A 12,030-nucleotide genomic window follows, 5' to 3' on the forward strand; every position below is an offset into this window, starting at 1 on the left:
GATTTTCCGATGGCAATTGCGCAAAGGTGCTATCCTGCGCGCCTCGGATAGACCAGTCCTGCCGAGCCAAGTCCTGACGGCGTGTCGACGACATGCCCTCAAACCCCGCGTTTTCCTTGCCGACTGGCGTGCGTTCCCTCCCCGGGACCGTGTGACGGGAAACGCCATGCCATTCGAGACGCCATGATTGCCATGGCCTCCATGCGCCGAGCGTCTCCCAAGGAAAATCATCTCTATGTTGTTCTCTGAACTGGGCCTTCGCCCGGACATCCAGCGCGCCATCGAAGAGCGCGGCTACACCAAGCCCACCCCGATCCAGGCCAAGGCCATCCCGGCAGTCCTCTCCGGCGGCGACCTGCTCGCTGCCGCGCAGACCGGTACCGGCAAGACCGCCGGCTTTACCCTGCCGCTGCTCGAGCGCCTGATGGCGACGCACCCGGAAGGCGGCCATAAGGGTGGCAAGCGCCCGGTACGCGCGCTGATCCTCACCCCGACCCGCGAGCTGGCCGCCCAGGTCGAGCAGAGCGTGCTCGACTACGGCCACCACCTGCCGCTGAAATCGATGGTCATGTTCGGCGGAGTGGGCATCAACCCGCAGATCGACAAGCTCAAGCGTGGCGTCGACATCCTCGTCGCCACGCCGGGCCGCCTGCTCGACCACCACGGCCAGGGCACCGTCGACCTGTCGCAGGTCGAGATCCTGGTACTGGACGAAGCCGACCGCATGCTCGACATGGGCTTCATCCACGACATCAAGAAGGTGCTAAAGATCGTCCCGGAGAAGCGCCAGAACCTGCTGTTCTCGGCCACCTTCTCCGACGACATCCGCAAGCTTGCGCAAGGCCTGCTGGACAACCCGGAGGAGATCTCGGTCACGCCGCGCAACACCACCGTCGAGGCGGTCAGCCAGTCGGTCTACGAGGTCGACCGCGACAAGAAGCGCGAGCTGCTGGCGGAGCTCCTGATCACCGAGGACTGGCACCAGGTACTGGTGTTCACCCGCACCAAGCACGGCGCCAACCGTCTGGCCGAGTACCTATCCAAGCGCGACATCCCGGCGATGGCGATCCACGGCAACAAGAGCCAGTCGGCCCGCACCAAGGCGCTGGAATCGTTCAAGAACGGTTCCATCCGCGTGCTGGCGGCCACCGACATCGCCGCGCGCGGCATCGACATCGCCCAGCTGCCCTACGTGGTCAACTTCGAGCTGCCCAATGTCGCCGAGGACTACGTCCACCGCATCGGCCGTACCGGCCGCGCGGGCGAGTCCGGCGAGGCGGTATCCCTGGTCTGCGTCGACGAGCACAAGCTGCTGGCCGACATCGAGCGCCTGACCAAGCAGAAGCTCACCCGCCACGTCATGCCCGGCTTCGAGCCGGACCCGAACGCCAAGCCCGAGCCGATCCCGAACGGCCGCAATGGCGGTGGCCGTCGCGGCGGCGGTGGCCGTCCTGGCGGTGGCGGACGAGGTGGTCCCCGCGGTGGACGCGGTGGCGGTCAGGGTCGCGGCCCCGGCGGCGGTGGTCGCCCGGGTGGCGGTCGTGGCAACGGTGGTCGTCGTGGTGGCGGTGGGCGTAGCGGTAACCGCTAAAGCCTAGTTCGTCGGCTTCGGCTGATCGCACCCAGAAACACGAACGCCCGGCCATGTGCCGGGCGTTTTTCGTTTCAGCCGATGGTCGTTCATAGACAGCGTCTCTGTGCAGCCCCAGGGATTCGGACGATGTATGGGGGTCTATTCTCGGTTGGTGGCAAACCCGAGGCGCCTGGTAATGCCGATGACCATCAGAGTTGGTGCGATACAGATGAAGTGTTTGCCCGGCAGGGTTAATCACAACCTGGATCATGCCGAGGAACTGGTTCGTCAGGCGGCGGATCAGGGGGCGTCGCTTGTCCTGTTGCCGGAGCTGATGCCGAACGGTTACATGTTGGTCGAAGCCATTTGGGACACGGCTGAAACCATCAGCGGAGAGGTGGTCGGCTGGCTATTACGTACTGCACGGCGGTTCGGGATTTATCTGGGTTTCAGTTTCCTGGAGGCGGAAGGAGAGGACTTCTACAACGCTTTCGTGCTTGCAAACCCCGCGGGGGAGTTGTTGGGGCGCGTACGCAAGGAGCCACCGGCTTCCGTGGAGTCGTATTTTTACACGGCGGGTAATGACCGGCACGTCATTGAAACGGCAATTGGTCGGATCGGCGTGGCGATCTGCTACGAGAATCTGTTGTTCGATCGGATTTCATTCCTTCAGGAAGCGCACATCGATCTGGTGTTGGCGCCTTTCGCCGCGTTGCGGCCCAGAGCCTTTATCCCCGGTGATATCAAGCGATTCGATGCGATGCTCCTGAACATGCGTTCCATCCATTCTCGAACGCTTGGCGTGCCGATGGTAATGGCGGACCAGGTCGGGCTGTTGAGAACAGAGCTTCCAGGACACCTGCCTGACCTGAGAAGCAGCTTCCCCGGCCTGTCGTGCATCGTGGACGCGGATGGGACGGTCAAAAAAGAGCTGGGTGATGAAGAGGGCGTTATCGTCTCCGATGTCTCTGTCGGAGGAAAAAACGGACAGGCCAAGGGTTTCCGCCCCAGGAAATACGGAAAAATCTGGAGTGTACCCGTTCCCTGGTATGCCTTTACTTGGCCAATGAGCCAGAGATGGGGCGAGAAATCATATGCCACGAATCCTCGAAGAAGAGCGCGTGCCGTGGCGATTAGTGGGCGTGTCGAAGAACGCGTTGTGCTACCCGGCGGCCATGCCGATTCCACGCAGGCGCGTGGCTGACCTTTGGCGAGGAATTCGTGAGCAATGAAATTCACCAAAGACAAGACCATCCGCCTGTCCGAGTCCTACGCGGAGCAGGGCGTCCCGAACGGCTGGTTCGAGGAGTTCTATCGAGGGGCCGAGGGCGACGTTAACGGCATCTACTGGGACGACCTCGCGCCCAATCCGATGCTAGTCGCCTGGCTGGAGGAGCAGGCCGCTGCGGCGGGCAAGCGGGCCGTCACGGTGGGCTGCGGGCTCGGGGACGACGCGGAACGGCTGGCACAGGCCGGCTATGCCGTCACGGCATTCGATATCTCGCCCACGGCCGTCGAGATGTGTTGGCAGCGCTTCCCGGACAGCCCGGTGGATTACCGGGTGGGGGGATCTCTTCGACCCGGAGCCTGCCTGGGTGAGGGGCTTCGATCTGGTGTACGAGTGCAATACCACCCAGATCCTCGCCGAGCCTCAGCGCAGCCAGTCGATCGAGGCGATCGCCGAGCTGGCCGCGCCGGGCGGCGTGGTGCTGGTGTCATGCCGCAGCCGGGAGCCGGACGACCATTCGCTGGCGTTCCCGGTTCCGCTGGACCGCGACGAGATCGACGGCTATCGCCGTGCGGGGCTGGTCGAGCGCGAGTTCGATGCCTACGACGACCACCAGGACCCGCCGGTGCCGCATTTCTTCGCGGTGTACGAGCGCCCGGCCTGAGCTGACGCTATTGCCCGGCACAAAGCAAAACGCCCAGCCGATTGGCTGGGCGTTTGTCGGTCCGGCGGGCCTTTCTCGTTACGAGAAGAACGCGCTGACTGCCGAGTCGAGGGTGTCGCGCATGTCCGGGTCGTCGGTGATCGGACGGAGCAGGGTCATGGAGTAGGCGGCGCGCGGGTCGACGCCCTTGGCGATCGGGCTGCGAACGTAGACCAGAAGACCGGCGGAGACGTTGTCGTCGAGTCAACGAAACGTGCCTGATCGAACCCCGTCGGGGTGACGTTGACGATGGCGCCAACGACGGGAAACGCGTCCAGAGTTGCCTATAGTCGCAGCAGGGCCGGATGGTGCCCGAGGGGGCGACATCCATGAAGATACGCAGCGCGACTAGGGCTGATTGCCGGGCGGTGGCCGAGCTCGCCCTGATGGCGGGCGAGGGCATACCGGCGTATTTCTGGCAGCAGTCGGTGAGCCCCGGGGAGGAGATCCTGGAGGTGGGTACGCGCAATGCCTGCTCGGAGACCGAGAACTTCTCCTACCGCAATGCCCGCGCCTTGCCATCATCGATGATCGTGTCGCCGGCATGATCCTCGCCTACCGGCTGCCGGATGCCGAACACGCGGAGAGCCTTGATGACATGCCCGAGTTCATCCGCCCGCTGATCGAGCTCGAGCAGTGCGTGCCGTCGAGCTTCTATATCAACATGCTGGCGACCTATCCGGACTTCCGTGGCATGGGCGTGGGGACGCATCTGATGGGCATCGTCGATGGTTGGGCGGTCGAGGCCGGCTGTTATCTCGCGAGCATCGAGGTGTTCGAGCAGAACGAGGGCGCGCTGCGTCTTTATCGCCGGCTTGGTTATGCGGAGCAGGCGAGGCGTCGCGTGGTTCCGCATCCGAGCCACCCGTACACCGGTGACATTGTGCTGCTGACGAAGCGGGTCCGCTGATACTGCTACGGCTGCGGCCGACGTCGTGCTGGAACGGCCATGAGCCGCGGTACGTTACTGCCGCTGGCGCAGCGTCCTGACTTCGGCCTTGCCGGCACCCTGGGTGCGCTTCTTGCGCTGCTGGAGTTGGTACAGGGCCGCGGCGAAGTCGCTCTGCAGGTACTGGACGGTCCGTAGACCGCGAGGTAGGTAGATCTCGAGGATGTACGGGACCGGATCGAAGAGTGAATGGCGCGCCTGAGGGCGCAGTTGGCGCCAGGCCAGTTCGATACGTCGTTCGCCGAGGTCGTCGACAAAGATGATCTCGTTTTCGTCCATGACTGCCAGATACTGGGCCCGGCAGATGGGTATGAACAGACAGTTCCTGTTCGCGTGAGCGAACAGTAGCCGTGCGTTGTTGTAGATGTCAGCAGCCAGCAACCTGCGTTCTCGACGAACGGCCACCCCCCTTTCGAAAGACTCGATAGTCTCCATGGCAGCCTCCAGGCCGACAGGCGGGTTTTATGCCACGAGATCCACATCTCGCATATGGGAATGTAGATGTGCGCTCGGGGATTTTCACGACTCTAGAGCGGGTAGCGGACGGCACAGGCCGACCCGGTGCCGGTAAACATCGGCCCCAAAAGCAAAACGCCCAGCCAATTGGCTGGGCGTTTGTCGTTCGGGTTGGCGTTTCTCGTTACGAGAAGAACGCGCTGACTGCCGAGTCGAGGGTGTCGCGCATGTCTGGGTCGTCGGTGATCGGACGGACCAGGGTCATGGAGCAGGCGGCGCGCGGGTCGATGCCCTTCGAGATCAGGTTGCCCGCGTAGACCAGCAGACGGGTGGAGACGCCCTCGTCGAGGCCGTGGCCCTTGAGGTTGCGCGCGCGCTGGGCGATCTCGACCAGCTTGCCGGCCGTGTCGCGGTCGACGCCCGTCTCGTGGACGAGGATCTCGGTCTCGGTATCCGGGTCCGGATAGTCGAAGTCGAGTGCGCCGAAACGCTGCTTGGTCGACTGCTTCAGATCTTTCATCAGGTTCTGGTAGCCCGGGTTGTAGGAGATGACGATCTGGAAGTCGGGGTGTGCCTCGACCAGTTCGCCCTTCTTCTCCAGCGGCAGAACGCGACGGTGGTCGGTCAGCGGGTGGATGACGACCGTGGTGTCCTGGCGCGCCTCGACCACTTCATCGAGGTAGCAGATCGCGCCCATGCGGGCGGCGGTGGTCAGCGGGCCGTCCTGCCAGCGCGTACCGTCCTTGTCGAGCAGGTAGCGGCCGACGAGATCCGAGGCGGTCATGTCCTCGTTACAGGCCACGCTGATCAGCGGACGCTGCAGCTTCCAGGCCATGTACTCGATGAAGCGGGTCTTGCCCGAGCCGGTGGGGCCCTTGAGCATCATCGGCATGCGGGCCTTGTAGGCGGCCTCGTAGAGGTCGACCTCGTCGTGGACCGGGCGGTAGTAGGGCTCGGTCTGGATGCGGTACTGGTCCGCATCCGCACTGTTGGTCCCTTGCTGGGGGCTCTGATCAAACAACATGTTGCACTCTCGATTCTGTAGGGGGTATCGGGTGGCGCCCCGATTGCAATGTTCCGTTGGGACGCAATCCTACCGCGATCAGCCCTTGAACTTAACCAGACGGCTGACCTGGATGTCGGAGACGAAGACCACGCCGCTGTGTTTGTCGAAGAACGGGGCGAAACCTTCGAGCAGCGGCTCGACCAGTTCTTCGGGGACGGCGGCGATGATCATGATCAGCACCTCGTCCTCGTTGAACATCAGGTGGCCTTCGTGGAAGCCCTGGCTGCCCTTGCCGGACAGGTTACCCACGATGGTGTAACCCTTGACGTCGGCACGGTCGAGGAGGTCGGTGGCGAATTCCTGGTGCTCGCCCTCGATGATGATCTCGAGCTTCTTCAGCGGGTTGAGTTTGAGATTGCTCATGCAGGGCTCTCCTCTGCGTCGTTGGATTCCAGTTGCTTGGCGCGCTGGGGCGCCGGCCCCAGATCGATCCAGTCACCGCGGTCGAAGTAATGCAGATGGCCGGATTCGGGGTCGGCGACCACCACGTTGACCCAGCCGTTGACGATCAGGCTCAGCGCCTTGGGCACGCGCCCGGCGGCGGCGAGCACGTGCGGTACCGGCGCCTCGACGATCACCAGCAAGCGCAGCGGCTCGTGGTAGGGGCGACCGTCCTTGAGCACCGTCTGCGAGGGCAGCCCGGTGCGGATGTCGGACAGGTTGCCGCTCATCACGCCGAAGCGCCCGGCGACGTTGTGATAGGCCTTGGAACCGCTGCCGAAGCCTTCGTTGTCGACGGCGGAGAAGTAGTGCTCGAGGTTGATCCACTCGCCGATGATCAACGGACCGGAGAGGATGGTATCGAGCAGGCGGCCCTTGGGGTCGAGCTTGTAGTCGTACGACAGCAGGAAGCTGCGGCCGTCGAGGTCCATGTCCTCGGTCAGATGGCGGCCACCGACGACCACCGCCGCGTTGCGCGCCAGACCCCACTCGGGGCGTACCTGGGTCCAGTCGCTGGTGTTGCGCTGGATGTGACGGAACGCGGTGGTGGTGTCGAGGTCCGGGTCGACGTTCTCCTCCAGCGTCGGCAGGCGCTCGGCGGCACAGAGTCGGCTCGCGGCACGCAGGCCGTTGCGCAGTCGTTCCATGTAGACCAGGTGGCTGGTCGGCAGGAGATCCAGATCGTGCAGGGCGATCTCGTCCGAGGTGGTGTTGTGCTGCGCCGGGACGAACCAGGTGTCATCCGGGATGTGGATGTCCTGTTCGGCGAGGCGGCGGCGCACCTCGGACTTGTTCGCCATCTGCGCGAGCACGCGCGCCGAGACCAGCCCGTGGCCGCCGCCGCAGGCACCGCAGTCGAGTGCGGACTCGTAGGGGTTGTTGTCCGACTGGCTGGCGTGACCGGCGAGGATGACGAAGCGCGAGAAGTTCTCGTTCATCCCCATCATCCGCAGCGCCTGGCCGACGAAATAGACCTGCTCGTCGGTGGAGAAGCCGATCTTGCCCAGCCGCTCCATCTGCATGGAGACGAACGACGGGTTGATGCGGTACTCGTCGCGCAGCGTCTCGATGAACTCGGCCTCGGCCGCCGGGCTCAGGGCGAACTGGCGGGCGAACTCGGAGGTGCCCTCCTTGTTGCCCATCGCGATCTCGCGCAGCTCGCGGATCATCGAGTCGGTGATCGCGTCTCGGTCGATGCCGAGCTGCTGGCCGATGGCCTGCACGATCGTCACCCGCTGCAGCGAGCGGACGATCGAGTCGGCCTGCTCGCGCGAGAGCTTGTCGATCAGCAGACGGGTCGAGGCGCCCTTGGGCTCGATGCGGTTGCGCCAGCGGTCGTAGACGCGCGGCGCGACGGTCTTGCCGATCATGTCGAAGCCGAACAGCAGGCCGATCGCCTCGACGGTGAAGTACGGCGAGAGCACCGAGCTCTTCACGTCGTGCAGCACGTGGCTGGCCGAGGAGTAGAAGTCGGTCTCGATCTGCGTCGCGCCGGTGGGGACTTCCAGCACCACGTTCTTGGGTGTGATCTGCACCGGACAGAGATCCAGCTCGGTGCCCTTGCCCAGGCCGATGAAGCTGACCGGCACGCCGAAGAAGCCGGCAATGCCGAAGGTCTGGTAGTCGCCGACGTGCTCGAGCTGGCGACGGATGCGCTCGGAGCGCACGTCGATGCAGAACAGCGCCTGGGCGAACGGACGCTTTTCGCGCTTGGCCGGCGGCAGCAGCTTGATCTCGTTGAGGACCGATTTGCGGTAGACCGCCTCCATGGCGCGCAGCCACATCATGCCCTCGCCATCCTCGAACTCGTCGAGCAGGGCGAGCAGGGTGTCGATCTGGTCGGCATCCAGCGCCTTGAGCGCCTCGGTCTGCCCGGCGGCCTCGGCCAGCGACAGCAGGCGGTCGGCCTGCCGGCGTGCCTCGGCGATCCGCTCGTCGTGCAGGTACTCGGGCAGCAGGCGGTTGATGTGGCCAGGGTGCTTGTGCGCCAGGGCGTCGTCGACACGATGGGCCCACTCCGGCCGGACGGTGCCGCCGTGGTAGGCCTGGCGCAGGTAGCACTCGGCGGTGTGCTGCTCGAGATAGGCCGCCAGATCCGGGTAGGTGGCGGGCAGGCGCTTGCGACGGGCGTGCTCGCGGATCAGCGCCAGCCCCAGCACCAGCCGGATGGCCAGGAAGTCGATCAGGTCGGCCGGGTAGGTCTGCGACCAGTGGTAGCGACTGGCCGACGAGCGCCAGCGGATGAAGCCGGCCCAGCCGTGCAGGCGGGTCAGCTCGCGGGTGATCAGGCCGTCCCAGTGGGACTCCTCGATGCCCAGTTCCCCGAGGACGTAGGCGATAACGCCCTCGGCGGAGGTGTCCTGCGCGAGGATCTTCTTGATGTGCAGGCCGCGCAGGAACAGGCGGAGGTTGCGCTTGGCCAGCGCGCTCCATGCAGTGAAGAAACCATGCTCCCGGCCCGGCATCTGCAGGGTCGACTGGCCTTCGTCGAAGAAGTCCAGGCAGCTCTTGATCACCAGCTCGTCGAGCGTGGTGCCGATCTCGGTGCCGAACAGCAGGTCGATGGACTCGTAAAGCGGCCGCTCGGGCGGGAACTGTGCCGCGAGGCGTTCCTGGAGCGCGTCGATGTCGGCGGTCGTCTCGCCGCAGGGCGTCGCCTCGCCGTCGATCGCGCACTTGATGTCTTCGGCATCCGCTAGGTCGAGCCGCTCGCCGACGGTCTCCGGCGTATTGCACAGCAGCGTCTGCAGCATGCCGTGGAGATCGAGGTCGCCGATGGCCTCGCGCTCGGCCAGGAAGCGCTGGATGTCGTCACCGAGGGTGGCGTCGTCGACCTTGCCCTCGGCGTGATAACGCTGGTAGTCCTTGCGCGGCAGGAACGCCCGGCCGTGGAATAGCCGCTCGCCCTGGCGCACGCCTTCCTCGAACGGCATGTGCTCGAGACCATGCAGCGGATTGTGGTGGATGAAGGTCCGCATCGGCCAGAAGAACGGGATCGGTTCGGCGGCCATGTGAACCATGGAACGGATTTTTAGGCGGTGGCCCAGCGTCAGTCGGCTCATGGCGTCAGACTCCTGTCCAGATCAGGTTCAACACGACCGCGGCGACGATCACGCCGGCGAAGGCCCATGCCTGGGCGACGGGCAGGTCGGCGATGTTCTTGTCGTTACGCGGACCGAACACCGTGTCCCGCAGCAGCCGGGTACCGGCCCAGCTCCACAAGAGCCAGGTCAGCAGCGCCACGATCACGGGCGCCGGGTCGCTGCCGAACAGCATGGTGAGCATGACGAAGAAGCCGGGGGAGATCGGCAGCGCCATCGCGGCCAGCAACACCACCGTGATCAGGCCAGCCAGCCGCGGGATGTCGCGCGCCATGCCGGTGACCAAGCCGGAGTAGGCGGCACCCAGGCGACGTTCAAGCAGCATGGCGACCACGACCAGCAGGGCCGGGGCCACGGCGAAGCCGATCACGGAGGCGTGCAGGTCAACCACCCACGCGCCGTTGGCGGCCATCACCCAGGTCAGCGCGAAGGCCGAGGTGGCCAGCATGGCCGCCCACTGGCCCAGCTCGCGCACCGTCAGCAGTCGCCAGGCGTAGAAGACTGCGGTAATCAGGCCCCACCAGAGGAAGACGCTCCCGCTCAGCGGCACGCCGGCGGCCAGCACCAGCAGCACGCCGATCTGCGGCCAGACGAGGATGAGCGCCACGCGGATGACGGGGTGGCTGAACCGTCCGAGCAGCCAGTTGAAGGCCATGCTCAGGGGGAACAGGGGCAGGAAGAAGCCTGCCAGCAACAGCAACAGCGTGTTCATATCAGCGCCACCTCATCCAGACATTGATGCGCTTGGAGCCCTCGAGCAGGGCCTGGCTCAGACGCTCGTACAGGTCGGCGATGTACAGCTCGCGCGAGATCAGGGAGTAGAGCGTCAGTCGCAGTTCGGTGAAGCGGTTGCCGAACAGCGATTCCTCGCGGCTGGCGAGATAGCTGCCGATCCAGCCGACCAGCACGATCAGCCCCAGCAGGATCACTAGGCCGTCGAAGGTGACCGCATCGAGGCCCGCGGCGTGATAGAGCGCCTCGCGGAAGGCCGCATCCGGGTACAGGAAGGTCTCGAAGGTGTGACCGATGATGCTGTAGCCGATCACGATCAGGGCGAACGACAGCAGGATCATCAGCATCATGCGCACCGGGTTGGTCGCATCCAGGCGGTGGGTGGCGAACAGCACCTGCACGCCGGTGATCCAGCCGAAGAACAGCAGCACGATCGCGCCCTGTTTCTGGAAGAAGTCCGGCGAGACCGCCCAGTGCGCCAGCAGCAGGATCACCAGCGGCACGATCAAGGTGACCAGCCCGATGGCCAGCCACGGTAGGCGCGTCGGCTTGCCGGTCTTGCGGTCGACCAGGAAGGTGTACAGCGGGTTCTGCGGTACGTCGTCGTGACGACGCGCATCGCCGATCAGGTCACCCGAGCTGAGGAACATGGTCGCCTTGAACATGCCGTGGGCGATCAGGTGGAACACGGCCAGCGAGAAAGCCCCTACGCCGCACTCCATGATCATGAAGCCCATCTGGCCCATGGTGGAGTAGCCGAGTGACTTCTTGATGTCGTTCTGGGTGAGCATCAGCACCGAGCCGATCACCGCGGTGAGCAGGCCGACCACGAACAGCAGGTGCAGCACGCCGTCGGCGTTGACGAACGCCGGAGCGAAGCGGTTGATGATGATGCCGCCGGCGTTGACGATGCCCGCGTGCATCAGTGCCGAGACCGGCGTCGGGCCGTCCATGGTGTAGGGCAGCCAGGTGTGCAGCGGGAACTGGGCGGACTTGGCGAAGGCCGAGACGGCGATCAGCCCGGCCGCCGTGATCGCCGCCGGCATGCCGAGTACCTCAGTGTGGGGGTCGGCCATCAGGCGATCAAAGAGCGTCGGGAAGTCCAGTGCCCCATAGGCCTGGAACAGCAGCACGGCCGCCAGGACCAGCGGCAGGTCGCCGATGCGGTAGGTGAGGAAGGTCCAGAAGGCGTAGCGCTCGCCCGGCCGCGATTCGGTGTTCTGGCCGAGCAGGAAGTACATCATCACGCTGACGAGGTGCCAGGCGATCAGCAGCGTGATCAGGTCGCCTGCCGTGACGAACAGCAGGATCGACGCCGTCATCAGGTCGAGCAGCATGAAGAAGCGCGCGTAGCCCGGCTCTTCAGCCATGTAGCGCACGGAGTAGATGTGCACGATCAGGCTGAAGCCCGCGACCACCAGCGCCATGATCGCGCTGAGCGGGTCGAGGTAGACACTGCCCCAGCTCGCGCCGATGCCCAACCAGCTCGGGCCCTGGTCGCTCGCGATATAGACCACGATCTGCCAGAGGGCAACGAGGAAGGTGACGACCCCCATGCCCACGCTCAACTGGGCGACCCGCTTGCCGATCCGGCCGGCCAGCAAATGCACCAGCAGGGCGGATATCACCGGCAATAACGGGATCAGCCATTGCAGTTTGACCATGTCCTTACTCCATCTTTCGCCGGCCGGGGCCAGCTCGCTGCAAAAAAATCTCGTTTTCGCCTGTCGATCATCGGGCCTGCGCGAGCCTTATCGGGCCTCCTGCAGTTGCCACGCTGC

Annotated in this window: 11 protein-coding genes and 2 pseudogenes; 6 read left to right on the plus strand and 7 right to left on the minus strand. The window is 64.9% G+C overall.

Annotated elements, in window-relative coordinates:
* The first annotated feature begins 226 nt into the window (after window positions 1–226).
* The 4 genes and pseudogenes from LV476_RS00925 to LV476_RS00935 all read left to right on the plus strand — a co-directional run bounded on the left by LV476_RS00925 (window position 227) and on the right by LV476_RS00935 (window position 3,465).
* Window positions 227–1,591, plus strand: coding sequence for a DEAD/DEAH box helicase (locus LV476_RS00925; protein WP_434062828.1), 1,365 nt, complete (start codon window positions 227–229; stop codon window positions 1,589–1,591).
* A 178-nt stretch (window positions 1,592–1,769) separates the two neighbouring features.
* Window positions 1,770–2,777: a carbon-nitrogen hydrolase family protein gene (locus LV476_RS00930; protein WP_250072407.1), complete on the plus strand. Its 1,008-nt coding sequence runs from the start codon at window positions 1,770–1,772 to the stop codon at window positions 2,775–2,777.
* Window positions 2,778–2,801: 24 nt separating this feature from the next.
* Window positions 2,802–3,128, plus strand: a pseudogene (locus tag LV476_RS11290) (class I SAM-dependent methyltransferase); the annotation flags it as partial.
* Window positions 3,129–3,168: 40 nt separating this feature from the next.
* Entirely contained in the window at window positions 3,169–3,465 is a 297-nt protein-coding gene (locus LV476_RS00935) for a hypothetical protein (RefSeq protein WP_250072409.1), read from the plus strand.
* A gap of 78 nt (window positions 3,466–3,543) precedes the next feature.
* On the opposite strand, the pseudogene LV476_RS00940 reads toward LV476_RS00935, so the two are convergent.
* Window positions 3,544–3,708: pseudogene (locus tag LV476_RS00940) on the minus strand (CbbQ/NirQ/NorQ domain-containing protein); the annotation flags it as partial.
* A 125-nt stretch (window positions 3,709–3,833) separates the two neighbouring features.
* On the opposite strand from LV476_RS00940, the gene LV476_RS00945 reads away from it, so the two are divergent.
* Both LV476_RS00945 and LV476_RS00950 read left to right on the plus strand, forming a co-directional pair.
* Window positions 3,834–4,052 carry a hypothetical protein gene (locus LV476_RS00945; RefSeq protein ID WP_250072411.1) on the plus strand — a complete coding sequence of 73 codons (219 nt, stop codon included), beginning with the start codon at window positions 3,834–3,836 and terminating at the stop codon, window positions 4,050–4,052.
* Window positions 4,049–4,414 (plus strand): GNAT family N-acetyltransferase, encoded by a 366-nt coding sequence (locus tag LV476_RS00950; protein WP_250072413.1) that lies wholly within the window; start codon window positions 4,049–4,051, stop codon window positions 4,412–4,414. The genes LV476_RS00945 and LV476_RS00950 overlap by 4 nt, the downstream gene beginning before the upstream one ends.
* Window positions 4,415–4,468: 54 nt before the next feature.
* On the opposite strand, the gene LV476_RS00955 is transcribed toward LV476_RS00950, so the two are convergent.
* The 6 genes from LV476_RS00955 to LV476_RS00980 all read right to left on the minus strand — a co-directional run bounded on the left by LV476_RS00955 (window position 4,469) and on the right by LV476_RS00980 (window position 11,913).
* A complete protein-coding gene (locus LV476_RS00955; protein ID WP_250072415.1) occupies window positions 4,469–4,834 on the minus strand; it encodes a hypothetical protein in 366 nt (121 codons plus the stop codon).
* 259 nt (window positions 4,835–5,093) lie between these two features.
* Window positions 5,094–5,933: a CbbQ/NirQ/NorQ/GpvN family protein gene (locus tag LV476_RS00960; protein WP_250072417.1), complete on the minus strand. Its 840-nt coding sequence runs from the start codon at window positions 5,931–5,933 to the stop codon at window positions 5,094–5,096.
* A gap of 78 nt (window positions 5,934–6,011) precedes the next feature.
* The gene (locus LV476_RS00965; RefSeq protein WP_058575608.1) at window positions 6,012–6,338 is read right to left on the minus strand and encodes a P-II family nitrogen regulator; all 327 of its coding nucleotides are present in this window, start codon (window positions 6,336–6,338) and stop codon (window positions 6,012–6,014) included.
* Window positions 6,335–9,478, minus strand: coding sequence for a DUF2309 domain-containing protein (locus LV476_RS00970; RefSeq protein ID WP_250072419.1), 3,144 nt, complete (start codon window positions 9,476–9,478; stop codon window positions 6,335–6,337). Before LV476_RS00970 ends, LV476_RS00965 begins: the two co-directional genes overlap by 4 nt.
* 4 nt (window positions 9,479–9,482) lie before the next feature.
* Window positions 9,483–10,229 (minus strand): hypothetical protein, encoded by a 747-nt coding sequence (locus LV476_RS00975; RefSeq protein WP_250072421.1) that lies wholly within the window; start codon window positions 10,227–10,229, stop codon window positions 9,483–9,485.
* A gap of 1 nt (window position 10,230) precedes the next feature.
* Window positions 10,231–11,913 carry an NADH-quinone oxidoreductase subunit 5 family protein gene (locus tag LV476_RS00980; RefSeq protein WP_250072423.1) on the minus strand — a complete coding sequence of 561 codons (1,683 nt, stop codon included), beginning with the start codon at window positions 11,911–11,913 and terminating at the stop codon, window positions 10,231–10,233.
* Between the last annotated feature and the right edge of the window lie 117 nt (window positions 11,914–12,030).

This window comes from Guyparkeria hydrothermalis, assembly GCF_023555385.1.
In the GTDB taxonomy this organism is placed as follows: Bacteria; Pseudomonadota; Gammaproteobacteria; order Halothiobacillales; family Halothiobacillaceae; genus Guyparkeria; species Guyparkeria hydrothermalis_A.